The sequence below is a fragment of the Streptococcus sp. FDAARGOS_192 genome, assembly GCF_002073815.2.
GTDB classification, from domain to species: domain Bacteria; phylum Bacillota; class Bacilli; order Lactobacillales; family Streptococcaceae; genus Streptococcus; species Streptococcus salivarius_H.
The window spans coordinates 315,970-340,262 of the sequence record NZ_CP020431.2 but is presented as its reverse complement, the minus strand read 5'-3'; the positions used below and the strand labels follow the sequence as shown (position 1 = coordinate 340,262).

General features: G+C 40.8%; 30 protein-coding genes. 9 read left to right on the top strand and 21 right to left on the bottom strand.

Annotated features, from left to right (window positions below):
* Positions 1 to 42: 42 nt before the first annotated feature.
* Entirely contained in the window at positions 43 to 588 is a 546-nt protein-coding gene (locus A6J31_RS02790) for a hypothetical protein (protein ID WP_070839874.1), read from the top strand.
* 275 nt (positions 589 to 863) lie between these two features.
* Positions 864 to 3,749, top strand: a complete 2,886-nt coding sequence (locus tag A6J31_RS02785; protein WP_080610397.1) for a DUF3427 domain-containing protein — start codon at positions 864 to 866, stop codon at positions 3,747 to 3,749.
* 22 nt (positions 3,750 to 3,771) lie between these two features.
* On the opposite strand, the gene A6J31_RS02780 is transcribed toward A6J31_RS02785, so the two are convergent.
* Together A6J31_RS02780 and A6J31_RS02775 are read right to left on the bottom strand one after the other, a co-directional pair.
* Positions 3,772 to 4,161, bottom strand: coding sequence for a (deoxy)nucleoside triphosphate pyrophosphohydrolase (locus tag A6J31_RS02780; RefSeq protein WP_080610396.1), 390 nt, complete (start codon positions 4,159 to 4,161; stop codon positions 3,772 to 3,774).
* Between the two features lie 102 nt (positions 4,162 to 4,263).
* Positions 4,264 to 4,572: a hypothetical protein gene (locus tag A6J31_RS02775; RefSeq protein WP_080610395.1), complete on the bottom strand. Its 309-nt coding sequence runs from the start codon at positions 4,570 to 4,572 to the stop codon at positions 4,264 to 4,266.
* A 207-nt stretch (positions 4,573 to 4,779) separates the two neighbouring features.
* On the opposite strand from A6J31_RS02775, the gene A6J31_RS02770 reads away from it, so the two are divergent.
* A complete protein-coding gene (locus tag A6J31_RS02770) occupies positions 4,780 to 6,114 on the top strand; it encodes an Nramp family divalent metal transporter (RefSeq protein ID WP_073689480.1) in 1,335 nt (444 codons plus the stop codon).
* 36 nt (positions 6,115 to 6,150) lie between these two features.
* On the opposite strand, the gene A6J31_RS02765 is transcribed toward A6J31_RS02770, so the two are convergent.
* Positions 6,151 to 6,363, bottom strand: a complete 213-nt coding sequence (locus A6J31_RS02765; RefSeq protein WP_002886106.1) for a YdbC family protein — start codon at positions 6,361 to 6,363, stop codon at positions 6,151 to 6,153.
* A gap of 124 nt (positions 6,364 to 6,487) precedes the next feature.
* On the opposite strand from A6J31_RS02765, the gene A6J31_RS02760 reads away from it, so the two are divergent.
* Complete coding sequence (locus A6J31_RS02760) at positions 6,488 to 6,772, top strand: hypothetical protein (RefSeq protein WP_080610394.1); 285 nt, start codon at positions 6,488 to 6,490, stop codon at positions 6,770 to 6,772.
* A gap of 95 nt (positions 6,773 to 6,867) precedes the next feature.
* The gene (locus A6J31_RS02755) at positions 6,868 to 7,407 is read left to right on the top strand and encodes a biotin transporter BioY (RefSeq protein WP_080610393.1); all 540 of its coding nucleotides are present in this window, start codon (positions 6,868 to 6,870) and stop codon (positions 7,405 to 7,407) included.
* A gap of 45 nt (positions 7,408 to 7,452) precedes the next feature.
* Here the strand turns inward: A6J31_RS02755 and A6J31_RS02750 are convergent, their stop codons facing one another.
* The 3 genes from A6J31_RS02750 to A6J31_RS02740 all read right to left on the bottom strand — a co-directional run bounded on the left by A6J31_RS02750 (position 7,453) and on the right by A6J31_RS02740 (position 10,081).
* A complete protein-coding gene (locus A6J31_RS02750) occupies positions 7,453 to 7,770 on the bottom strand; it encodes a CHY zinc finger protein (protein WP_080610392.1) in 318 nt (105 codons plus the stop codon).
* Entirely contained in the window at positions 7,770 to 9,056 is a 1,287-nt protein-coding gene (locus tag A6J31_RS02745; RefSeq protein ID WP_021144422.1) for a peptidase U32 family protein, read from the bottom strand. The genes A6J31_RS02750 and A6J31_RS02745 overlap by 1 nt, the downstream gene beginning before the upstream one ends.
* 95 nt (positions 9,057 to 9,151) lie before the next feature.
* Positions 9,152 to 10,081, bottom strand: a complete 930-nt coding sequence (locus A6J31_RS02740; RefSeq protein ID WP_080610391.1) for a peptidase U32 family protein — start codon at positions 10,079 to 10,081, stop codon at positions 9,152 to 9,154.
* Between the two features lie 238 nt (positions 10,082 to 10,319).
* Between A6J31_RS02740 and A6J31_RS02735 the strand changes: the two genes are divergently transcribed.
* Positions 10,320 to 10,616 carry a DUF3270 domain-containing protein gene (locus A6J31_RS02735; protein WP_060971548.1) on the top strand — a complete coding sequence of 99 codons (297 nt, stop codon included), beginning with the start codon at positions 10,320 to 10,322 and terminating at the stop codon, positions 10,614 to 10,616.
* Positions 10,617 to 10,668: 52 nt separating this feature from the next.
* Here A6J31_RS02735 and A6J31_RS02730 read toward each other — a convergent pair whose 3' ends face one another.
* The 7 genes from A6J31_RS02730 to A6J31_RS02700 form a co-directional block, all read right to left on the bottom strand.
* Positions 10,669 to 11,109 carry a YtxH domain-containing protein gene (locus A6J31_RS02730; protein ID WP_002885903.1) on the bottom strand — a complete coding sequence of 147 codons (441 nt, stop codon included), beginning with the start codon at positions 11,107 to 11,109 and terminating at the stop codon, positions 10,669 to 10,671.
* Between the two features lie 12 nt (positions 11,110 to 11,121).
* Positions 11,122 to 11,520: a DUF948 domain-containing protein gene (locus A6J31_RS02725; protein WP_002885965.1), complete on the bottom strand. Its 399-nt coding sequence runs from the start codon at positions 11,518 to 11,520 to the stop codon at positions 11,122 to 11,124.
* 124 nt (positions 11,521 to 11,644) lie between these two features.
* Positions 11,645 to 12,436: a prolipoprotein diacylglyceryl transferase gene (lgt, locus tag A6J31_RS02720; RefSeq protein ID WP_080610390.1), complete on the bottom strand. Its 792-nt coding sequence runs from the start codon at positions 12,434 to 12,436 to the stop codon at positions 11,645 to 11,647.
* Positions 12,436 to 13,365: an HPr(Ser) kinase/phosphatase gene (gene hprK, locus A6J31_RS02715; protein ID WP_070655187.1), complete on the bottom strand. Its 930-nt coding sequence runs from the start codon at positions 13,363 to 13,365 to the stop codon at positions 12,436 to 12,438. Before hprK ends, lgt begins: the two co-directional genes overlap by 1 nt.
* A gap of 127 nt (positions 13,366 to 13,492) precedes the next feature.
* Positions 13,493 to 13,756, bottom strand: coding sequence for a PspC domain-containing protein (locus tag A6J31_RS02710; RefSeq protein WP_070655185.1), 264 nt, complete (start codon positions 13,754 to 13,756; stop codon positions 13,493 to 13,495).
* A 65-nt stretch (positions 13,757 to 13,821) separates the two neighbouring features.
* Complete coding sequence (locus A6J31_RS02705; RefSeq protein ID WP_070655183.1) at positions 13,822 to 14,262, bottom strand: SprT family protein; 441 nt, start codon at positions 14,260 to 14,262, stop codon at positions 13,822 to 13,824.
* Entirely contained in the window at positions 14,249 to 16,381 is a 2,133-nt protein-coding gene (locus tag A6J31_RS02700) for a Tex family protein (protein ID WP_080610389.1), read from the bottom strand. The genes A6J31_RS02705 and A6J31_RS02700 overlap by 14 nt, the downstream gene beginning before the upstream one ends.
* Positions 16,382 to 16,722: 341 nt before the next feature.
* On the opposite strand from A6J31_RS02700, the gene A6J31_RS11770 reads away from it, so the two are divergent.
* Genes A6J31_RS11770 through A6J31_RS02690 form a run of 3 tightly spaced genes read left to right on the top strand, consistent with a single transcriptional unit; the run spans position 16,723 to position 18,577 of the window.
* Complete coding sequence (locus tag A6J31_RS11770) at positions 16,723 to 16,854, top strand: SPJ_0845 family protein (RefSeq protein WP_002885949.1); 132 nt, start codon at positions 16,723 to 16,725, stop codon at positions 16,852 to 16,854.
* A gap of 5 nt (positions 16,855 to 16,859) precedes the next feature.
* Positions 16,860 to 17,762: a permease gene (locus A6J31_RS02695; protein WP_002890558.1), complete on the top strand. Its 903-nt coding sequence runs from the start codon at positions 16,860 to 16,862 to the stop codon at positions 17,760 to 17,762.
* Positions 17,762 to 18,577, top strand: coding sequence for a TIGR03943 family putative permease subunit (locus tag A6J31_RS02690; RefSeq protein ID WP_002890557.1), 816 nt, complete (start codon positions 17,762 to 17,764; stop codon positions 18,575 to 18,577). Before A6J31_RS02695 ends, A6J31_RS02690 begins: the two co-directional genes overlap by 1 nt.
* 52 nt (positions 18,578 to 18,629) lie before the next feature.
* Here A6J31_RS02690 and A6J31_RS02685 read toward each other — a convergent pair whose 3' ends face one another.
* The 8 genes from A6J31_RS02685 to A6J31_RS02650 form a co-directional block, all read right to left on the bottom strand.
* Positions 18,630 to 20,291, bottom strand: a complete 1,662-nt coding sequence (locus A6J31_RS02685) for a SulP family inorganic anion transporter (RefSeq protein WP_064523364.1) — start codon at positions 20,289 to 20,291, stop codon at positions 18,630 to 18,632.
* 239 nt (positions 20,292 to 20,530) lie between these two features.
* Positions 20,531 to 21,145, bottom strand: a complete 615-nt coding sequence (locus A6J31_RS02680; protein ID WP_080610388.1) for a DUF2140 domain-containing protein — start codon at positions 21,143 to 21,145, stop codon at positions 20,531 to 20,533.
* Between the two features lie 95 nt (positions 21,146 to 21,240).
* Positions 21,241 to 21,882 carry a GDSL-type esterase/lipase family protein gene (locus tag A6J31_RS02675; protein WP_064523361.1) on the bottom strand — a complete coding sequence of 214 codons (642 nt, stop codon included), beginning with the start codon at positions 21,880 to 21,882 and terminating at the stop codon, positions 21,241 to 21,243.
* Between the two features lie 26 nt (positions 21,883 to 21,908).
* On the bottom strand, positions 21,909 to 22,520 hold the full coding sequence (locus tag A6J31_RS02670) for a CPBP family intramembrane glutamic endopeptidase (RefSeq protein ID WP_064523359.1): 612 nt from the start codon (positions 22,518 to 22,520) through the stop codon (positions 21,909 to 21,911).
* A gap of 103 nt (positions 22,521 to 22,623) precedes the next feature.
* Entirely contained in the window at positions 22,624 to 22,986 is a 363-nt protein-coding gene (locus A6J31_RS02665; RefSeq protein WP_060971544.1) for a hypothetical protein, read from the bottom strand.
* A 4-nt stretch (positions 22,987 to 22,990) separates the two neighbouring features.
* Positions 22,991 to 23,368 carry a hypothetical protein gene (locus A6J31_RS02660; protein WP_064523356.1) on the bottom strand — a complete coding sequence of 126 codons (378 nt, stop codon included), beginning with the start codon at positions 23,366 to 23,368 and terminating at the stop codon, positions 22,991 to 22,993.
* A gap of 12 nt (positions 23,369 to 23,380) precedes the next feature.
* On the bottom strand, positions 23,381 to 23,743 hold the full coding sequence (locus A6J31_RS02655) for a TIGR02328 family protein (RefSeq protein WP_070439310.1): 363 nt from the start codon (positions 23,741 to 23,743) through the stop codon (positions 23,381 to 23,383).
* Positions 23,740 to 24,132, bottom strand: coding sequence for a YbgA family protein (locus A6J31_RS02650; RefSeq protein WP_014634187.1), 393 nt, complete (start codon positions 24,130 to 24,132; stop codon positions 23,740 to 23,742). Before A6J31_RS02650 ends, A6J31_RS02655 begins: the two co-directional genes overlap by 4 nt.
* Between the last annotated feature and the right edge of the window lie 161 nt (positions 24,133 to 24,293).

The window sequence follows — 24,293 nt, the reverse complement described above, 5'->3', positions numbered from 1 at the left end:
CCATTATTCAAATAATGGGATATTTTTATACGAGGTATAAAGATGTTTAGAAAACTGAAGTCCCTTTTTAAGAAAAAATCAACTGTAGTTGAACAGCCTGAGACAAAGAGAGAAGAAAGTCAATTAGACTTTCCCATAGACCGCACAGATTATTTTTTCGATCATGCACTTGTATTCTATTGTGAAGAAAATGATATTACTTCAGAAAAACTAAGCAAATCAGATATGCTAAAGATTAGCAAAAGAGCTGCCTTTCATCTCAGTGTCTTCGTAGCCTGGCTAGCAAAACATGATTTTCTGAATCCCCAAAGCGATGGATTTAACCTTGAGGATGCACAAAAACTCAAGAATGAAACGATTACGGGTACAGACTATCTCTTTAAACATCTTGATGAAAAACTCTATTCATCTGATATTAGTGACACACTCCTCCCCTTCATCTCTGATTTTTATGAAGATTATATGGATTTTTGTTATACAGTCTTGGTTGATGATGTTGCTAGAACTGAATTTGACTGGAAAATCTATCACTTGGTTGAAGATGATATCGACGAGATATTCAGTCAATATAAAACTCACATCAATTAATATGAAAAACGCTTCTCTCATCTCGAGAGAAGCATTTTCTTATTTCCAAAATTTTGCTCTTGAAGCAGCAAAACATTATTTCAGATGTTTTTCACATCGGAAAAGCTCGATAAGTGCCCTCTTCAATCACAAAAATGATGTGCTTTTATAACTTAGTATTACATAATGAATTACTTCACCCACGTAAGTCAGCAAGCTTCTAATTGAACAAATTATTTAGAAGCTAATTTTTGATATAATGATAGTAATTTGTATTCTTAGAAAGGGCTTATACAATGCCAGAGGGAATTAATTTATTTCAAGACACTTTGATAAAATCACTAAAGTTTGGTTTTGTTGATAACATTAAATATCAAGAAGGTGGTTATTCTCCCCAAATTCTTGTGAATAATAGTGATGAAAAGCGCTACATCTTGACAGACCTACAGGAAGAATTGAGTAAGTGTACTGCTTTCTACTTTTCTGTTGCCTTTGTCACTAAAAATGGAATTGCCATGATTAAGTCTCAGTTATCAGATCTAATGGATAAGAAAGTGCCAGGAAAAATCTTGATTTCTCCTTATCTAGATTTCAACGACCCTGATGCAATGCGTGAGCTACTAAAACTTAAAAATGTTGAAGTTCGTTTAACGCCTGAAAAGATGCAGATGCACGCCAAATTCTATCTTTTCGAACATACTGGTAAACAGGTATTGATTTCAGGTAGTTCCAACCTTACTCATACGGCTTTAAAAATCAATTATGAATGGAATATCAAACTAACCTCTACTCATAACGGGGAATTCATTCAAAATACCAAATCAGAATTTGACCGTATTTGGGAACAATCAGAGTTATTAACACCCGAAATAATTGATACCTATGCTCAAAAGAGAAAGAAGGTTATTAGTCTCACAAAGATTAATGATGAAGAGAAACTCCCTTATTCGGCTGAAAAAATTGTTCCTAATAAAATGCAAGAAGCTGCACTAGAAGGACTTAGAAATATTCGGGAACAGGGAAAAGATAGGGCACTCGTTATCAGTGCCACAGGTACTGGTAAGACATTTTTATCTGCCTTTGACGTTAAACAATATAATCCTGAACGCATGTTATTTATCGTCCATCGTGAACAGATTCTCAAAAAATCTTTAATAGATTTTCAAAAAGTTCTGGGCTTTAATCCCTCTGAAGGACATATTTATCACTCAGGTGACGATTTAACTGGTAAAAAATATATCTTCGCGACTATTCAAACATTGTCACGCGAGGAGAACTTAAAAGCATTTTCAAAAGACTTCTTCGACTATATTCTCATTGACGAAGTGCATAAGGCTGGGGCTGATTCATACAAAAAAGTTATGGACCATTTTACACCGAATTTTTATCTAGGTATGACAGCAACTCCTGATCGTACTGATGGCCAAAATATCTACGAGATTTTTGACTATAATATTGCCTATGAGATTCGCCTACAAGATGCATTAGAAAATGACATGCTCTGTCCATTCGTTTATTTTGGTGTTAAAGACATTGAAATTAATGGGAAACTTATTGACGAAAAATCAAACATCACAAACCTTACATCAGATGAGCGTGTCAAACATATTCTAAATAAAATTGATTTCTATGGTGTTTGTAATAATCAAGTTCGTGGACTTATCTTTTGCTCATCAAAATCAGAAGCCAGAGAGTTATCAATAAAACTTAACCAACATGGGAAACGTACCATCGCATTGACTGGTGATGACGATATCAACTATCGTGAAAAGGTTGTTAAGCAATTAGAAGATGGAGAGCTAGAATATATCTTAACCGTTGATATTTTTAATGAGGGAATAGACATACCATCCGTAAACCAGGTAGTTATGTTGCGTAACACGCAATCAAGTATTATTTTTGTTCAACAGCTTGGTCGCGGACTTCGTAAGCACAAAAGCAAGGATTACGTTACTATTATTGATTTTATTGGTAATTACAAAAATAACTATCTGATTCCAATTGCATTATTCGGTGATAAATCTATGAATAAAGATAATTACCGTCGTGAACTGCGTGAACCAAATATCTTGAGTGGTTTAACAACCGTGAACTTTGAGGAAGTTGCCAAAGAACAAATCTTCAAATCGATTACAAACACGGTTCTTTCTAACATGAAAATTCTCAAGGATGCTTATACAGATCTTGAAAATAAACTTGGTAGAACGCCTATGCTAATCGATCATTTAACCTTTGATAATATTGATCCAATAGTATTTTTTAACAATAATAGCTTCAAAAACTATTCAGATGTTATTAACAAATTTTCAAACAAGTCAATAGAACTCACTGACACTGAGAGTAACTGGTTGAGTTTTATCACATTTGAACTTCTTCCTGGTAAACGAAAATATGAGCTGCTTCTACTTCAGGAACTTATCAAAAAGGGGGAAGTCTCGAAAGATAAATTTATTGAGATTCTGAAAACTGAACAATTATCTACTAAAGACTCAATCATTTCCTCTGTTGAAAATGTATTAAGTCTTCAATTTCTTAAATCTCAAGAGGTAAAAAAATTCGGTACTGAACCTCTGGTCACTCTAGAAAATAATGTTTATAAGCTCAATCCTGAAGTCCTAGATTGTTTCAAGAACTCTGATTTTGCCTTGCTTTTTAATGATGTTATTGAGGCTGGACTCTACAAAACGAATGATTATCCTGAAATATTTACAATCGGTCAAAAATATTCTCGTCGTGATGTCTGTAAACTTCTTAACTGGTCTAAAGATGAACCTCCACTTAATATCGGTGGCTATAAAATAGACAAGAATACAAACACTTGTCCAATCTTCATCACCTATCATAAAGATGATGAAATCAGTGATACTATCAAATACGAAGATGAGTTATTAAATGAAACTACTCTAAAATGGTTTTCTAAAAACAAGCGTACACTTGAGTCACCAGATGTAAAAACAATTATCAATTCCCCTGAAAATGGATTAGATCTAAAATTATTTATCATTAAAGATGATGCTGAAGGTGGAGATTTTTACTATTTAGGTGACTTGACCATCGTACCATCTACTGTTGAAGAATTAGTACGCCCACTGGAAAGTGGTAATGAAAGTATTGTTACTATGAATTTTAAACTAGATAATCCTGTACCTGACACTCTTTACCGTTACATAACTAATAAATAAGAGCACCACAAAAGTGATGCTCTTATTTTGCTAACAATTCTACAGCTGGTCTATCTACAGGTGCCCAATTCAAAGTTTTCAAGCGACTTGGCTCTAACCAAGCTGAATCCTGATGTTCTAACAAATCTAGATTTCCAGAAACGAGTTTTGCATGAAAGGTTTTCATAACAACTGTTCCAAAATCATAATCATAAGAAGCTTCATTAACAAACGAAATAATCTCAATCTGAGAATTTAATTCTTCATGAATCTCTCGAATTAATGCTTCTTCAGGTGATTCTCCTTCTTCCAACTTACCACCAGGAAATTCCCAGTATCCTCCTAAACTTTTTCCTTCTGGTCGTTGGGCACAGAAGAATTTTCCATCTTTTTCGATAGCTGCTGCCACAACATTAATGATTTTTTTAGACATGTAACATTCCTCCAAATAGTATTCTATCAAAAAGCTATCATGACAAGCAAACATTAATTTGTTATGAAAAAACGCTTCTCTCATCTCGAGAGAAGCATTTTCTTATTTCCAAAATTTTGCTTTTGAAGCTGTGACCCAAGCTGATAGACAAGCTAAAGCTACTACTGTATAGGTAGCGTATTGTTTCGCAGGATAAAGCCAGGCTTTGTTTTCTTCATGCCAGCGAGACTTCCAAAGGCCGATGTAATCTCCCGTCATTCCAGGATTTTTAAGGCGCTCCATGTAGTTGGCAGGTAGGTTATCTGGCTGATTCATCTGCACGTTAACAATAAAGATAACCAAAGCAAGCGCGATGACGACCAAGAGTGCCAGGGTAATCTTTTTCTTAGCTGTTAGTTGAAATGTTTTCAATTATTTTTCTCCCTCATCTATGAAATCATCTACTCTTATAGTTTAATATAAAAAGTCAATTCTGAAAAGTCGTCTATGACATCAATGAAGGATGAGTCAATACCTTTCAAAACCTTGCACATCTTCCTCATAGTGTTATAATAAAATTGTCGGTCTGTCTAGAAATAATGCAACTTTTAGGCAGATATGACTTAGAAAGAGGTGTTTATGACATCTTCAAAAAAGGTTTCCCTTTCAGAGGTAAACCAATCAATAGATACACCAAATAATAATCGTTTTTGGCAAAATCTTAAGGCTTTCTTGGGACCTGGAGCTCTTGTGGCCGTTGGTTACATGGATCCAGGGAACTGGATTACCAGTGTCGTCGGTGGGGCGACCTACAAGTATAGTCTTCTTTTTGTCATCTTAATTTCATCATTAATCGCTATGCAGTTGCAACAAATGGCTGGAAAGTTAGGGATTGTGACTCAAATGGACCTAGCTCAAGCGACTGCCTACCACTCGCCCAAATGGTTGCGATACACGCTTTGGGTGATTCTGGAGCTTGCCTTAATGGCGACGGATTTGGCTGAGGTGCTTGGTTCTGCCATCGCCCTTAATTTGCTCTTTGGTATTCCAATCATGGTTGCCATTCTGGTGACAGTCCTAGATGTCTTCCTACTCCTACTCATCATGAAGCTGGGATTCAAGAAAATCGAGGCTATTGTTTCAACCTTGATTTTGACCATCTTGGTTATCTTTGTCTATCTGGTAGCCTTGTCTGAGCCTAGTGTTACAGGAATCCTCGAGGGTTATCTTCCTACGCCAGCGCTCTTTGAGCCACATGCTGCTGGACACACCAACCAGTTGACTTTGGCACTTGGAATTGTGGGTGCAACCGTTATGCCACATAACCTCTACTTGCACTCATCCTTGTCACAGACTCGTAAGGTTGACTATTCAGATGGTAAAGACGTAACTAAGGCTGTCCGTTTCATGACCTGGGACTCCAACATTCAGTTGACTTTGGCCTTTGTGGTTAACTCCCTCCTCTTGATTTTGGGGGCAGCTCTCTTCTTTGGTCACGCTTCTGATATTTCAGCCTTCTCACAAATGTACAATGCCCTTCAGGACTCTAAGATTGCTGGTGCGGTTGCTAGTTCAACACTTTCAACCCTCTTTGCTTTGGCACTCTTGGCTAGTGGTCAAAACTCTACCATTACTGGTACCCTAACTGGTCAGATTGTCATGGAAGGTTTCCTCCACATGAGGTTACCACAGTGGGTAATTCGTTTGTTCACACGTCTCTTCGCCTTGCTACCTGTTATCATTGTAGCCATTCTCTACGGCGATCAAGAAAAGACACTGGATCAACTCTTGGTTTATTCACAAGTATTCCTTTCAATTGCCTTGCCATTCTCAATTTTCCCTTTGATTTACTACACTTCTAAAAAATCACTCATGGGAAAACACGTCAATGCCAAGTGGAATACCTTCCTCGGTTATGCCATTGCTATTGTCTTAACCATTCTCAATCTCAAACTTATCTTTGATACGTTTTAAACAAAAAAATAAGGCCAGCGCCATGCTGACCTTGTTTTAGTTTTTGAAGGCGTCAACGAGAACTTGGAATTCTTCGTTGCTGAGGGTAATCCCCTTGCCCATCTTGGTATGATCTGGACTCCACGTACGGATGTCATACTTAGCCGGTGCGCCATTAAAGCTTACACGATTGAGTTCTTTAGTCCAACCCTTGTCATTTTCAGACAAGACCAAGAGTTTTTCTTCAATTTCAAATGAAAATTCTGCCATTTGCTTACCTCCACTAGCTTTATTCGTTTTTTTCTGTGAAAATTGTCTGTTTTAGAATGAAGTTATCCACAAAAATTCACCTTTCATGCTATAATTATTTTATCAAGAAACGAGGGAAATGACCATGATAAACTTTTTAGAAGCCGTAAAGCATCAGCTTCATCAGTTTGTGGAAACAGGTCACAGCAAACCTGTCCACCTAATGCAGAATCAACTTATTAACGATATCTATCATGCTATTGATCATAATCAAATGGTCATGCTGACATCCAATCAGAAGACCTATAAGGGCTACATCAACCATTATGATAGGGAGCGACAAGCCATCTTTATCGAGCAAGATAAAATCATCAGCATGATTGAACTTAAAGAAATCAAACGTCTAAAAATCATATCACAACGAGGTTAAGTTTATCAGTTAACCTCGTTTTATTATTAAGTTGACTATTTCAAAATCACTTGCTATAATAAGTTAACTATTCATTTAGGAAAGGTTAACTAAAAATGACACAAAATCGTACATTGTCGCTTATTCTTCCAGCTTTTGGTGCTGCCATCATTGCCGCACTGGCTCAAATTGTTATTCCTATCGGTGCAGTCCCAATCACATTACAGACTTTCGCTGTCGGACTTGTTGCTGCCATCCTTAAACCAAGAGAGGCGACACTTGCTGCTACCCTCTACCTGATTCTAGGTGCCATTGGTCTTCCAGTTTTTGCAGGTGGAGGCGGTGGACTCCAAGCCTTCTTTGGTCCTTCAGCTGGCTATTTGTTGGCTTATCCATTTTTCGCCTTTATCACTTCAAAACTGACGCATGCTGAGACTCCTATTTGGAAAATCTTTGTAGCTTTTGTTTTGGGTGATGCACTCGTCTTTATCGGTGGTATCCTCAGCCTGCACTTTCTTGGAAAGATGGGTTGGTCTGCGGCTGTGGCTGTTGGCTTGACACCTTTTATTATTCCTGACCTCTTAAAAGGACTCATCGTCGCTTTGGTAACTAAGCCAGTCTTAAAAGCTCTTAAAAATCATAGCTACTTTAACTAAAAAAGATTGAAGACTTTGTTCGTGTGAACAGAATCTTCAATCTTTTTATTTTTCAAAATAAATATCATAGTGCTTTGAACAAGCTGGGTTGAAGGCACTGTGACAATTGGGACAAGCTTCTACATCTTGATACTCCTCAATTGTCATCTCATGCCTACAAACGCCACAGATAAGGACCTTGTCCTGCTTCAATTGACAAGGATAAGCTCGATAGCTATGATCCTCCAAGCTATCATGACACTGATAACAGGCATAATACTTCTGGCACTCAAAGCATTTTAGGGCCACAATATCTAGTGGGGAATGATAGTGCTGACATCTACTCTGATCATCTACCAGGAGCCCATTGATTTGACTTGTCATTAGGCACGAACAGTTTTGCTTGAACCATCTTTTTGGTAGAGGTTAATTAAACCTTCTTTAGTTGAACGAATCATGTCACCAGGTTTAACTTCTTGTGGCACGGTAATCGTAAGAAGTTCCATTGGGTTTGGTGCACGGTCAATCTTGTTACCATTAGCATCGTGAAGGTCTTTGATATCACACTCAAAATGACGGAAGCCTGGTCCGTAGAATTCAACGTGGTCACCTTCGAGGATAACGTTACGCTGACGAATCGTAGCTGTCATAGTTGCTGGATCAAAGTCTACGACTTCACCAACGAATTTGTATTGTGGAATCTTACGACGAGCACCAAAGAGTTGTTCGTTTTCTGTTGGTGTCTTGTAGTAGAAACCTGTTGCCAATTCACGTTGGGCAACTTTCCAGAGTTCGTTAATCAAATCATCTTTGATGGCATAAAAGGCTTCTGCACTTTCCATGTAAGCGTCACAAGCAGCCTTGTAACAGTTGGCAACTGTTGAAACGTAGTGGACAGATTTCATACGACCTTCGATTTTAAGGCTATCAACGCCATTATCAATAAGGTCAGGGATATTTTCAATCATACACATGTCAACGGCTGACATTGAGTATTCTTCAGGAACTTCACCGTGGATACTCTTTCGCTCTTGGCCGAATGGCATGTCGTAAAGGTCATATTTCCAACGACAAGACTGTGAACAACCACCACGGTTGGCATCACGGTCTGACATATGGTTAGAAAGGGTACAGCGACCTGAGTATGAGATACACATAGCGCCATGGACAAAGGCCTCAATTTCAAGATCCGTACGCTTACGGATTTCAGCCAACTCTTCCATGGTAACCTCACGTGCCAAAACGACACGGGTCAAACCATACTCTTTCCAAAAATGGAAGGTTTCAACGTTTGTCGCAGATGCTTGTGTAGACAAGTGGATGTTAAGTCCTGGAGCATAGGTTGAACAGATTTCAATCAAGGCTGGGTCAGATACGATAACAGCATCGAGTCCCATGTCACGCAATTCACGGAACCACTCACCAGCACCTTTTTCATTTCCTTCATGGGTAACCATGTTTGAAGCAACGTGCACATCAACACCACGAGCGTGAGCATATTCGATACCTTCTCGAAGCTCATCCATGGTAAAGTTTCCGGCACGGCTACGCAAACCATAGGCTTGTCCACCAACGAAAACAGCATCTGCGCCGTAATTTACAGCGACTTTCAATTTTTCCAAAGTTCCAGCAGGTACAAGTACCTCTGGGCGTTTTTTAGTTGTAGTCATAATTTCTCCAATTTGCAAGATTGTCGATTTTAGTTTTTAGAAGGCTCCTTCGTTCCCTGAAAATGGAAAACTCACAAACGAAGGAGGAAGTATTTTTATTTTACACGGTCAGGTTCATAGTCGTAGAAACCTGTGTCCAAACCACGGTTGGCTGGGTGTAATTTATGAATAGCCTCATCAAAGAGGAAGGCTTGGTCTTGTGAAAATTCGCCAGCCTCGATGAGGTCACGAGCCTTCACAAAATACTCAGTGATTTTTACAAAGTTTTCACCTGGGCAATAAACACCGTCCAACTTCCAGTGGTCAAACCCATGTTCAACGAGTTCTGAAAGTTTAGTCATCATATCCAAGTCATTGTTGGCAAAGATATGTGTCCCGTGCATATCTTCATAAACTGAGTAGTGAGAATCTGGATCTCCCGGTTCAGAAAGGAAGAGGTCACGTTCTTTGGTAACAGCTTCATCCGTTTTGATAAAGTTGTAGTAATTTTGAAGAAGCGGACGTTTTGAGTGGTGAATGATACTTGCACCATAAACCAAAACCTCAGCTGGAATTTGAAGATTTTCAGCCATGACGAAAAGTTCCGCAGATGGAATTTCACGAGCCAAAACAGCTTCAGAAGCTCCCGCTTGTTTGCCCCAGAAATTAATCTGACGGCTAGAGGTTACCATAGTTGAAGCATCATAAATCATTTTGAAGGGACGTTTGTCACGGTTACAGATGTAGAAAACTCCTGCATCACCAACCGTGATATAATCTGCCTTGATTTCTTCAAGAAAATCAAGATAGTCTGGAAGAGCATCCATCATACCTTGGTGCATGAGGGCGTTAACGGCAACAGTCAATTCCTTGCCTGACTCATGTACCAGCTCTGCAATCTTTCGCATTTCTGCGAATGAAAAAGGCTTAGGCAAACGAAGGCCAAAGGCTTTTTCGCCGATATAAATACGATCTACGCCAAGTTCTAGGAGCTCAAGTGCTTGCTCATAGCTCTCAGCAGTCGCTGTAATTACAATTTTTTCCATAACTCACATTATAGCACAAATGATTTGATTTTTTTAGAATTTTTAGGTTCAAAACTATGTATCTCAATATTTTAAATTAGTTTTTAAATACTATAATTTTCACAAAAATCAAAAAAAACTTTGCAATATAAATTTTTTATGGTATTATTAATGAGATTCTAAATAGTGAAATACTGACTAAGTATTTTAACCTACACGAAAAAGTGATTTAGATATTTTATATAGAAAGGAGGCAGACATGGCTGACAACTTACACCGTCAATTTGATCACATCGAAGATTTCGAGACTGAGCGTCTTCAAACGACGAATTACCAAGATTATCAAGGTTTAAATAGTAATAGTATTAAGCTACAAGATATGATTTTCTTTGGACGTATCTCAAGCTTCTGTGTTTCAACAGTCCTAGTTGCCTTCCTTTTCTTGGTAGCACAGGTGGCTACCTTCTGGGCCTTCTTCTGGGCAATTACCATCAGCGTCATTGGTCAGATAGGCATTTATGTCCTAATCGAGTATTATAAAGCACAAAAACGTTGACTGTTTGGTCAACGTTTTTTTCGTACTAAAAAAAGCCTCATGGGCTTTCTTTTTATTTTGCTTCTGCTGCTTCTTCAGAGATATCTTTGATATCAATGACGATATCATCAACGATAGCTTTTGTTTCTGCTTCAACATCTGCTTGCTCAGGAGTTACTTGAGCAGTTTTCTCTTTGATAAGTTCAAAGCTCTCTTTTGCAAAGTCAGCAACTTGAGCTGTTTTTTCTTGGACAGCTTTTGTCAAATCATCCGCAGTGATGTCGCCATTTTCAAATTTTGTTTTATAGTCTTGGAAAGTATCGACTGCCAAATCTTTGTAGTCGCTAGCTTTTTCCACCACTTGATTTTGATAAGCTTTAGGATCTTCTTTGAATGAAGCGATTTCTTCATCAATACGTGCTTTAACAGCTTTACCTTTTTCAGTTGTAAAGAAGTATGCTGCTGCAGCTCCAGAAGCTGCACCAATGATTAGGGTATTTAAAAATTTACTCATGAAAAGATCTCCTTATTTTTTCTTGTCTTTTTTACCAAAAAGTTTTGAGGCAACCTTACCGATAGCAAAGGCTGAACCTGCCTTACCGACACTTGCTCCTGCTGCACTTGCTTTAGCACCGAGGTAACGGGCTTCAGTATTCAAGTCAGAGACACTTTCTGAAAGCTCAGCTACTGCTACAAAGAGAGGATCGATGGTTTGAACTTTTTCATTAACATCTTCAACCAAGACGTTTGCCTTAGCCAAGATTTCATTTGTTTGATGAAGGGTTACATTGATATCTGTACGAAGCACAGCAACTGTTTCTTCAACTTCTTTAACCACATGACGGGTACGAAGTAGGGTAGGGATTAATGCAATGAGGAACGCAGCAAGTGCGATTGCGATAATAAGAAATGCAATTTCTGCCATAGTTTAGGACTCCTTTGACCTTTTTAAAAGGTTACTACAAGAAAACTGAAATAGATTCTTCAGTTTCCAGTAACCTTTGTTATGATAATTTTCATTATATTATAACAAAGTCTGAGCGGTATGACTAGTATTTCATTTTATAATCTGCCTCTGGACGTTGCTTACGGAAATATAAGAGGCTAGTACCCAAGATAATGATGGCAATGCTGACCCATTGAGAGACACGCAAGCCAGCAAACATGAGGCTATCCGTACGCATGCCTTCAATGACGAAGCGTCCAAGACCATACCAGATAAGGTAAAATGAGGTCACATCTCCTTGGCGTAGTTTCTTATTAAAGCGTCTTAGTCCTAGAATGATGATAAAACCGAATAGGTTCCAGAGACTTTCGTAAAGAAAGGTCGGTACACGATAACTACCATCAATGTACATCTGCTGACGAATAAATTCTGGGACATAATTCAGATGACTAACTGCTTTTCCGTAGGCCTCCTGGTTAATAAAGTTTCCCCAGCGACCGATACTCTGAGCAATCATAACGCCAGGTGCCGCGATATCTAGAAAATCTAAGACAGCAATGGCATGACGTTTAGCAAACCAATAGAGAACAGCTGCTCCAGCAATCAAGCCACCATAGATGGCAATCCCACCATTCCAAATCGCAAAAATTTCTGAAGGATTTTGACTGTAGTAAGACCACTGGAAAATCACATAGTAGAGCCTAGCACCAACAATGGCTATAGGAAAGGCAAGAAGAATAAAATCTAAGATGTTTTCAGGGTCAATTCCCTTTTCAGGAGCCCAACGCTGAGCCAGATAAACAGCAAGTAAGAGACCAGATACAATACAGATGGCATACCAATGAATACTAATGGGGCCAAGTCTTAGAGCAATAGGATCAATAGTAGCTAACATTAGTCTTCACCATTCTTACTAATGAGGTTGGTCAAACGCTCCTCAAAGGTTTTGGTTGCATCAAATCCCATTTGCTTAGCACGGTAGTTCATGGCTGCAGCTTCGATAACGACTGATACGTTACGGCCTGTCTTAACAGGGATGCGGACACGTGGAATCTTAACGCCTTGCAATTCAATTTCTTCGTTCCCATTTCCAAGACGATCAAAGACCTTACCGTCTTCAAAATTTTCAAGATAGATGCCCAACTGAACTTGAGAAGAATTACGGACAGCACTAGCTCCGTAGAGACTCATGACATCAATGATACCAACTCCGCGAATCTCAAGAAGATGGCGGAGGATTTCCGCAGGCTCACCCCAGAGAGTTTCCTCATCCTTAGCATAGACATCCACACGGTCGTCAGCGACAAGGCGGTGACCACGTTTGACTAGCTCGAGCCCTGTTTCACTCTTACCAATACCAGAGTCACCCTGGATGAGAACACCCATGCCGTAGATATCAACCAAAACACCGTGAACACTGGTACGTTCCGCCAACTGTGCATTGAGGTACCAAGACATATCACCTGAAAGTGATGATGTTCCGCTACGGCCTTGAAGAACGGCTACGCCATTTTCCTTAGCGGCTCGAAGCATCTCTTCCGGAACCTCAAGACCACGCGCCACTATAACAGCTGGAGTTTCCGCTTTAAACATATTAGTAAAAACAGAATAACGGTTATCGTCAGTCATGGTTTTAAGGTAGGACCACTCCTTCATTCCTACTAACTGAAGTCGTTCAGGTGAATAATAGTCAAAATAGCCCGTCATTTCTAACCCAGGACGAGAGATATCAGCCGTTGTTATCGCTTTTGCCAAAAGATCCTTATTCCCATAGACAACCTTGAGTTTAAGCCTGTCAACCAACATTTTAACGGTTACTGTCATATTATTTCCTCCGATTATTTACTAGTTTCATTGTATCATAAAAAGGTTTTCAATGCGGTTCTCAAAGCAAAAAAGACCTGTGACTAGCACCAGGGCCAATCACAGGTCAATATCTATTAACAGTTACTTACCAATTCCACTCATCTTCAACAGGTTCAGCGTTTTTACGTTTGCGTCCATCCTTGAGTTTGATTTCGGGATAAATATCTTCTTTGTAAGGAAGGAGGAAGGCTAAAACCAAATATAAGAAGATTCCAAACTGCGTTGAAATCATGAGAATGATAGCCAAGATACGAGCCAGAGCTAGGTCCCAGCCAAACTTATCTGCCAAACCTGCAACAACACCGGCGACGAGTCTATTTTTTCGTGTCTTATAAAAACGATTTGACATTGTCTTCTTCTCCCATCATTTCTTTGATTTAATTATATGATTTTTTAAAACTAAAAAAATCAGCCCTAGGACTGATTTAGAAAAATGAGCTTGCCTCGACACAGACCGCAGCCAAATTTCTGTGTATTGACACGGCGTTTTCGACGGTAGGTATGACCACAGGATTGACACTGATAGAGATAATAGTTCTCCACTTGCCCTTGCATCTTTGGAGCGTATCTAAGGCCATCAACCTTGGCTAGTAAGTCCTTAAAATCTCTCTCCGCATGCTTATAGCCCTTCCCTTGAAAATAAAGGTGGTAATGACAGAGTTCGTGGCGGACGATTTTTCGAAAGGTTTCAAGACCATGTTCCTCATAGAGTTTTGGGTTAAAATCTAAATGACCATCCTTGGGAAAGAACCGACCTCCAGTGGTTCGGAGACGCTTGTTCCACAAGGCTTGATGCTTAAATTCCCAACCAAAATCTTCTATAGAAACAGTCTTAACATAATCAGTTAGATTCACGTGGATTCACCAAGGAGAGATTGAGTTTTTCATGCTCTAAATCAACTTTTGATACCCACACGGTAACCAAATCCCCAACAGATACGACCTGACTTGGGTGGTTAACGAAGCTCTTACTCATCTCTGAGATGTGGATAAGTCCATCCTCGTGGACACCGATATCCACAAAGGCACCAAAGTCCACAACGTTACGGACCGTTCCTTCAAGTTTTTGTCCTACTGACAAGTCTTTGAGTTCAAGAACATCTTGACGAAGCACTGGTGCTTCAAAATCGTCACGGAGGTCACGGCCTGGTTTCAAAAGGTCAGCAATGATATCTTTGAGGGTTTCCTGTCCAAGTCCCAATCCTTCCGCTGTTTCTTTAAGATTAAGAGCCTTCAATTTTGCCTTGGCAGAATCGTCCAAGTCTGTGATATCCAACTGCTTGAAGAGGGCTTTTACCGCTGGGTAGGACTCTGGGTGGACTCCCGTATTATCCAAGATATTCTTGGCATTTGGAATACGAAGGAAACCTGCAGCTTGTTCGAAGGCCTTGGCACCAAGACGTGGGACCTTTTTGATTTCAGCACGCGATGCAATCTCACCATTTTCCTCACGGTAGGCGACGATATTTTCAGAGATGGTCTTGTTGAGTCCTGACACGTGTGACAAGAGGGTACTACTTGCCGTATTGACATTAACACCAACCTGGTTAACCACGGTATCGACGACGAAATCAAGATTTTCAGAGAGTTTCTTCTGGCTAACATCATGCTGGTATTGGCCTACTCCGATTGATTTAGGGTCAATTTTAACCAACTCAGCCAATGGGTCTTGGAGACGACGGGCAATGGAAATAGCAGAGCGTTTTTCGACCGTTAAGTCTGGGAACTCATGACGGGCCAACTCTGAAGCAGAGTAAACAGAGGCACCACTTTCATTGACAATGACATATGAAGTCTCTGGGAAATCCTTGAGAACTTCTGCCACAAAAGCTTCACTTTCACGACTGGCTGTTCCATTACCGATAGCGATAATCTCAATGGCATGCTTCTTAATGAGATCAGCCAAGTCTTTCTTAGCTTGGGCAATCTTAGCCTGACTGGCTGGAGCCACTGGATAGATAACTTGCGTTGTAATGAGCTTACCAGTTTGGTCAACCACGGCCAACTTAGCCCCTGTACGAAAGGCTGGGTCAAAACCGAGTACCATCTTACCTTTAAGTGGTGATACTAGGAGAAGGCTGCGAAGATTTTGAGAGAAAAGATTAATGGCTCCATCTTCTGCTGCTTCAGTCAACTCGCTACGGATACGACGCTCCATAGCTGGGATGATTTTCTTCTTGAGAGATTGATTGATAACTTCCTCGATATAATCATTTTTTTGCTTAAAACGGGCACTGTAAAAACGATGCATTTTCTCAATATTATGCTTAAAGTTTACCTTGATAACGCCTAGTTTCTCACCACGGTTAAGGGCCAGAGTACGGTAACCTTGGAGTTTAGACACCTTATCCGCAAAATCATAGTAAATCTTGAAGGTTTCTTTTTCATCCAGAGATTGATCCTTGAGGGTCGACGTAATGTCACTGTTATTCCAGATTTCGTTGTAGGTCCAAGAACGAAGACTGTTATCCTCAGAAAAGGCCTCAACCAAAATATCCACAGCACCAGCAAGAGCCTTATCAGCTGTTGGAAAGGCTTCAGATGTCAGCTTTTCAGCTTCAGACTTGAGGTTTGGACTATTTTGCAGGATAAGACGAGCCAAGGGAAAGAGACCTGCTTCACGGGCAACCGTCGCCTTGGTGCGGCGTTTTTCCTTATAGGGAAGGTAGAGTTCTTCCACATCTGCCAGTTTTTCAGCGGCTTCAATAGCTGCCTTGAGTTGATTGGTCAATTTGCCCTGAGCCTCAATCTTGGCTAGAACTGTTTCCTTACGGTCTTGAAGAGCAGTCAAGGACTTGTCCATATCAATGATGGCCTTGATTTGCGTTTCATCCAGATTGCCTGTTTTTTCCTTACGGTAACGGGCAATGAAAGGAATGGTATTGCCTTCTGCGGTTAATTCCAAAACTGTTTCAACTTGTTGTTTTTTTAGGCCCAATTCCTGAGCCAATGTCTCTAGATTACGATTTTCCATAAGTTCTATTATACCACGATAGGAGATTTGCTTGGGCAGAAAACCTTGTAGCTGAAGCGAGAATTTTTAAGCAAGAGGTAGTATAATAGAAAGGTAAACCTATTGTTAAGGGCTATTTCTTTCGGAAAATAGATGCATCTTCCTAGAAGCAAAGCTTCTTCGCCTGATGCCCTAATTTTCTGTCAGAAATGACGCCCTTAGTATCTTATTGCAACTGAACTCGGGCTATTTCTTTCGGAAAATAGATGCATCTTCCTAGAAGCAAAGCTTCTTCGGCCGATGCCCTAATTTTCTGTCAGAAATGACGCTCTTAGTATCTTATTTTAACTCGGAGGCTTTTTATGGCGGTTATTCAGAAAAAAACAAATGAACTTGAAAGCATGATGGCATCTTTTGCGGCTATCCCTGATTTTGAGAAGGCGGGAACTGATCCTAAGAAGGACAAACGTCTTCAAGAAGATAAGAAGAAATAATAGTTATGGCTATTTTTCATCAACTACCAGATAGCGTTTTGCAGCTTCTGGCAGTTTTTCTATCTATTATTATCGAAGCTCTGCCCTTTGTTTTGTTGGGAAGCATCTTGTCTGGCTTTATTGAAGTCTTCGTGACTCCTGAAAAGGTCCAAAACTTCCTGCCGAAAAACAAGGTTCTGGCTATTCTCTTTGGAACTCTAATTGGTTTTATTTTCCCTTCTTGTGAGTGTGGGATTGTTCCCATTATCACGCGCTTTTTAGAGAAAAAAGTGCCTAGCTACACGGCTATTCCTTTCATGGCAACAGCTCCTATCATTAATCCAGTCGTTCTTTTTGCGACCTATACGGCCTTTGGGAACTCTTGGTACTACGTGATTTTACGTTTTCTCGGAGCTTTCTTGATTGCCATGATTTTGGGAATCTTGCTGGGCTTTGTGGTGGATGACCAGATTCTCAAGGACAATCGTAAGGTCAGTCATGTGCACGACTATAGTGGTTTGTCAGCTGGTAAGAAAGTTTTTCAAGCCTTGATTCATGCGGTAGATGAGTTTTTCGACACTGGGCGTTACCTGATTTTCGGGAGCCTGGTGGCCGCAAGTATGCAGACCTACCTACCTACCCGTATTCTCACGACAATCGGGCACAATTCGGTGACAGCCATCCTCATCATGATGCTTTTGGCCTTTATCCTCTCGCTTTGTTCAGAGGCCGATGCCTTTATCGGGGCTTCCTTACTCTCTAGTTTTGGAGTGGCACCAACGGTGGCCTTTCTCATCATCGGTCCTATGGTTGATATCAAGAACCTAATCATGATGAAACACCAGTTTAAGACACGCTTTGTTGGTCTCTTCGTAGGAACCGCAAGTCTGGTGACAATCATTTACTGTCTGGTATTGGGGGTGATTTAATGTTACGTTTTCTCATCTTATCTGGGTATTTTGAGCTGGTCATGTACTTGCAAGTTTCTGGCAAGCTCAACCAGTACATTAATATCCACTACTCCTACTTGGCCTACATTTCCATGGTGCTTTCCTTTATCCTTGCTGTGGTTCAACTCATTGTTTGGATGAAGCAGATGAAGGTTCACTCGCATTTGTCAGGTCGAGTAGCCAAGGTAGCCAGCATCGTTCTCTTGGCCTTTCCAGTCCTTACGGGGCTCTTGGTGCCAACAGTAACCTTGGATGCCAATACCGTATCAGCTAAGGGCTATCATTTTCCACTGGCGGCAGGGAGCGATCCTAACCAGGCCGACCAAGAGGGAACGACTATCCAGTACTTGAAGCCAGACACTAGCTCCTACTTCACCTCCTCAGCTTATGAGAAGGAGATGACCAAGGAGCTAGCCAAGTACAAGGGACGTGAGACCATCCAGATTACCACGGAAAATTACATGGAAGTCATGGAGCTCATCTACCTCTATCCTAACGATTTCATGGGCAAGAAGGTCACCTATACCGGCTTTGTTTACAATGACCCACAGACCAAGGGTTATCAGTTCATCTTCCGTTTCGGTATTATCCACTGTATCGCTGATTCAGGTGTTTACGGACTGGCGACGAGAGGAAGTGACCAAACCTTCAAGGATAATACCTGGGTAAAAGTCACTGGTACCATCACTGTGGATTACTATCAAAATCTTAAACAGAGCCTCCCTATCCTCAATTTGACTGAGGTTAAAGAGGTCGGTCAACCTGATAATCCCTATGTTTATCGCGTATTTTAAAAAGCCAAGTTCAGTTGAACTGGCTTTTTCTTCTTGTGCAAAATGGATTTGTCTAGCCTTCTTTTGCTAGGGCTACTGCTTTTTCAAGGGCTTGGTCCGTCGACTCGCAGATATTATCTGGACCGATAGTCTGGATGAAGCCTGATTTTTCGAGAACTCGGTAGGGTTGGGGGTTAACGTGAGAAAGAAGCAAGGTCATGCCTCGTTTTCGGCAGATAGCAAGCGTTTCCTCAAGGGCATCCAGACCTGAAATATCCATGGCTGGAACGTTGCGCATGCGTAGAATAAGGACATTCTTACCGTCGTCATTGATAACATTCAGGAAATTATTGGCTGCACCAAAGAAGAGGGCACCGAAGATTTCATATACGACTGCATTTTTAGGGACTTGTTTCAAGTCGCTATCCTCAGACAATATAGGATCTTCTAGATTCCCCTTGTCCACCCACTGACGAACTTGGGCTACGTCGGACATCCGTTTGAGGAAGAGGAAGGCTGCTAGGACCATACCAAATTCGATGGCAACCACTAGGTCAAAGAAAACAGTTAAGATAAAGGTTACGATAAGGACTGCTACGTCACTCTTAGGAGCACGTTGGATCATTCGAACGACAGTACGCCAACCGCTCATGTTATAACCGACAATCATTAGGATTGAGGCCAAACAGGTCATAGGAATCAATGAGGCATAAGGCATGAGAAAGAGTAAAATCAGAAGCAAGGTAAGGGCATGAACCATCCCCGCTACTGGTGTCCGTCCTCCATTTTTGACATTGGCTGCGGTACGGGCGATGGCACCCGTTGCCGGAATCCCGCCAAAAAGGGCTGACATGATATTCCCAACACCTTGGCCAATCAATTCCGCATTAGAACGATGATTACCACCAATCATCCCGTCTGAAACAACGCAAGAAAGTAGGGATTCGATGGCTGCTAGTATGGCAATAGTGAAGGCTGGCGAAATCATTTGACGAATCAAAGAAAATGATAGGTCAGGAACTGTGAAGCTTGGAAGTCCTGCTTTGATGGTGTAAAGGTCACCGATGGTTTTGACTGGCAGATGACCAAAAGCTACGATGGCTGTGGTTACAAGGATGGCAACCAGGGATCCTGGAATTTTCTGAGAAAAACGTGGCCAAAAGATTTGAATGACTAGGGCCAAGATACCAATTGCAAGTGTCGGCCAGCTAATACTTGGAAGATGCTTCCCATAAGCTAGAAGTTTTTCTAAGAACTCAGCTGGTACGGACTTCATCTCAAGGCCCAGGAAATCTTTAACCTGTCCAGCCACAATCCCAACAGCTATCCCAAAGGTAAAACCGAGTGTGATGGTTTTTGGAATGAACTTGATCAGGTCACCAAAACGCAGGAGCCCCATGATAATAAGCATGAGTCCCGCCATGAGCGTGGCAAGGGTCAAACCAGCCATACCATACTGGGCGATGATGCCATAAATGATAACAACGAAGGCTGCGGTAGGTCCACCAATCTGAACCCGACTACCTCCTAAAAAGGAAATAAAAAAGCCTGCAACAACTGCTGTATAAAGACCTTGTTCAGGATTAACACCAGAGGCAATGGCAAGAGCAATCGACAAGGGGAGAGCAATGATAGCCACGATGACTCCTGCGATTAAGTCCTTAAGAAACTGGCCCTTAGAATAATTCCTGATGGTAGTGAAAAATTTGGGTGTGATATATTTTAAAGCGTCCATTTTTTCCTCCTAACTACTATCCTAAAACTCTTTAACTCAGTGAAATAACTCTTTTTCAATGAGTATCAGACGCTTATCAATTTTACAATCTTATGATAGCATAGGAAAAGCTCATTTTCTAGGGGATTGAGGGATTTAAAGCTATTATTTCAAGAATTCTTTAACTTTCTTAGTTTAGAAGTGAAGGTATCAAAAAACAAGTCCAGACTATGGACTTGTTTTGAAAGATTCATTATGGATTACCAACTTGTTGGCAAGTAAATCGGAATGTTAAGTTTAACCTTCATCTTGCTATTGGTCACAGAGGCTTGCTCAATTTCATAGCCGATTTCTGGAAGCTTGAGCTGAATTTGGTCATTAACCATTTGAACACCACTGCTTGACTGGGCAATGCTCTTCTTGAGGTAAGGCAGAACCAGTGATTTTGGAACTGGAAGGCGACCCAGGTGGGCACCTGCCAAATCTAGTAGGATGACTTCCTTGTTAGTGCTGACCGTAAAATCAAGGCTGAATGTTGATTCGATAGGTCCAAGAGATACGGGAACCTTAGCTGTTAGATAGGAATCATTCAACTCTACGCTACTGTTTTGCAAGGTCTCGTCATTAGAATCAGCCATGCTTGCTTTTAGGATTTGACGAAACTGATTACTGTCAAGATTAATCTCAGTTGAAACTCCGCCTGATGAAAGGGACGCCCCACCAATACCAGCCTGGGCTAAATCAGCAAGGGATGTTTGTGTTGATACATTTTTTAATTGGTCCTGACTGTCGATCTTGTCCGGAATAAGTAGAGCCGCCACTGCAAAAAAGAGCACAATGACGAGGACAATGAGTCGTTTAAACCATTTCCACATAGGGATACCTCATTTCAATTTTTCACTTTTGACGTCTATTGTACTGTAATCAAGGGAAAAAAGCGAGTAAGAACTGGAAATTCTCTCATATTTTCTTAATGCAGGAGATATGGCTCCAGAACTTCAAAGACTTTTAAGTAAGCATTGGCATAAAGGTGGACGCCGTCATAGGTGTGCTCAGCCTTCTGCTCTTTTCTATCATCAACCAAATCAGCATTACAATTAATGAAGTGGCAGCCATAGGTTTTGGCAATTTCCTCAAGAGCCTGGTTACAGCGGTCAAGATTTTCAGGAGTCCGCAGTTTCATCCACTGGATAGATGCCGGTGTCTGCCAAGGCAGATGTAGATTGGCTGGGTAAAAAGCCATGAGGTGAATCTTGGTATGGGGCAATATAGCTAGTGTTTGCTCCAGAATTTGTCTGATATTTACCGTCATATGGTGGAACCACTGGTCTCCATAAGGGTCCTCGGTCATATCATTGGTACCGATATTGATGAAAACCTTGGCCGGTTGCAAATCCAAAAGTAGGGGATGGATATGTTGGAGAAATTCATCCGTATTCAAACCACTGATGCCTCGATTGTAGATGATATCGTCGATACTTCTACTCCTAGCGATTTCACAAATGGGAAAAAGCTCCATGAGAGAGGAGCCCGTGAAGAGCGTCTCTCCCTTGATAGCGACCTCATTTAGGTACTGATAGTTTTTAAGTTTGATATCTTTTAATTCATCCATGATAACTTTCTTCTATATAATTTTATCTAAATGAGGGAGAAGGCAAAGAGCAACCCTACAACCGTATTGGCCAAGGCGTGGATAAAGACACTTGGAAGAATGGACCCACTTGCTTTTTTCTCATTGATAGCACCAAAAACGTAAGCTATGAGACTGATAAAGACCAAAATGGCAAAAGCCTTAAGGTAACCAGTTAGTTGCATAAACATAAGTGCATGGATGAGACCAAATAAGAGAGACTGAACCAGATTTGCTCCTAGAAATCCTAGTTTTCCTTGCATCCTTTTTAATAGAAAACCTCTAAAGAAGATTTCTTCTGGCAAGGCAGTCCCTAAGATAGCATAGGCTAGAATAGCAGGAAGAGCTCCAATTCCATTTCCAGAAAAATCTGCTGTGGCCGTTTGGCTAGAGTCAAACCAACTAAAGACCACAATCGAAAAAAGAAGAAAAAGTAGACTAATACCCAAAATGGTCAGTAATAATTGCCTCTTCTTCTGACTCTCAACTTTCTTCAACCCAATCCAGTCAAAGAAACCGACCTTTTTCCTGCTCCAAATTAACCAAGTGATAAAAGGAATGACAGAGACTATGAGCAGTTCCATAATACCGCTCATCAGTTTAGACATAAATAGGGTCATGAGTTTGTCCTCCATTTCTAATCAAAAGACAGCTTCGTTCTTTTGAAAACGATTACCTTTACACCTTGATTATACTACTTTTAGGGGAAGAGAAAGCTCATTCTCACCAATCTTGCCAGGTTTCTTTGGCACGAATCACACGGTCTTGCTTATAGTCAATATGGTAAACACGCCAACCACCAATCCAATCGTCCTTCAGCTTGTACTCAACACTTCCTTGAAGATCACTCCCCTTGCCTAAGAGTTTCTCAACTTCTTTTCTCGTCATGCCCTCAAGCTGATACTGCCGGTGAAAACTCCACATGAATTTATGGCGCATGTGATCTGGAGTACGAGCCCATTTTTCAGGCGTAAAAACTCGGTCACGAGGGACAATGATTGCAAAATGAACCAGACAAATGATTTCGATAATTAAGCAAAAGCCTTTTCGCCGTTTTCGTCTGGTTTCTGGGGTAAGGTAGGCCATAGGATTACCTTACTTTCTCTTGTTTCCAATGGTCGTCCAAAATCACTGAGTGCTCTTTCGAAAAGCGAATAAGGATATCTCTGGCAACTTGTTGAGATACACGTGCGACATTGGTCAATTCTAATCCTAGCTCAGGTGTGTCATGTTCCAAGCGATACTTGTCATCCTCGTATTCAACAAAGATAAAACTCATTGCCCCTTTTTCGCTATAAGTGAGATAGAGACTATCGTAGGATACTGGAAGTTGCACCAAAGCATCCCAGATATCACTGTCACTTGGGTTTGTAATCGTCGCATAGTCTACCTGATCAGCTGTCGAAATACGCATGACAAGGCCTTCTGCTGCTTTCTTTTTAGATGCTAACCACTTAAATAAATGCATCGTTTTCCTCCTTTAGATGACGATTCCTTTTTGCTTGAGATTGTCCAGACATTCCTGTAAATAGGCAGCATCATGCTCTGGGTAGATGATGACTGGTAATGTCTCCGCTTCAAGCTTATCGTAGGCTGGCATCTGTTTGCCTCGATACTCCTTGTCCAACCACTCTGGGCTAACACGATAGCCACGTTCCGTCATTTCTTGCATAATGAGCTCATGGTATTTAAACAAGCGATACGGTGAATAATCAAAAACATAGTTAACCGTCGCATGTTTGCGTTGCCATCCCTTACCACGAAGGGCACAACATTCTCGGTGCTGCCCTAATAATTGCTGACGGGGTAGTTTTGAAATCAAGGCTTGATGCCATAGTCTCATTTTGAACCCCCATTAATTAAGGTTGACTCCTCCAGATAGCGATTTGGGTACTTGATGAGGAGCTCTTTGACGGATGCCACCAAACACATCTGAGGAATTCGACCTGTCGCATAGCTTTCCAGTTGGGCCATAAACATTTCCTTCTCGCTGGCAGTCGCCTTTTTCTTAAAATACCCCCAGATATGTTGAAAGGCATTGACGACCTGACCAGGATTTTCAGGAAGGTCAAGTGCTTGATCAATGTAGGCCTGAACCTGATCCAAACTAACCTCATCATTCTTGAGATAGTTACGGATTTCTAGGTAAATCTTGTTTGAATGGCTGAGCACCAGATACTTATTGGCTGCCCAAAGTCGCTCGCACTGGCGACGTGGATTGGTAGTTGTCATTAGGAACCTTCCTTCTTGCTTTTTATCAGTATAGCATAGTTTAAATGGGGATAATAGATTATGCCTTTGAGAATTTGAAGAGTGATTTTCAACTATTTTCAGAAAAGGGCTTTTGCTTGGTTTGTTTGTAAGCGTTTGCTATACTTAAGGTATCAAAGAAA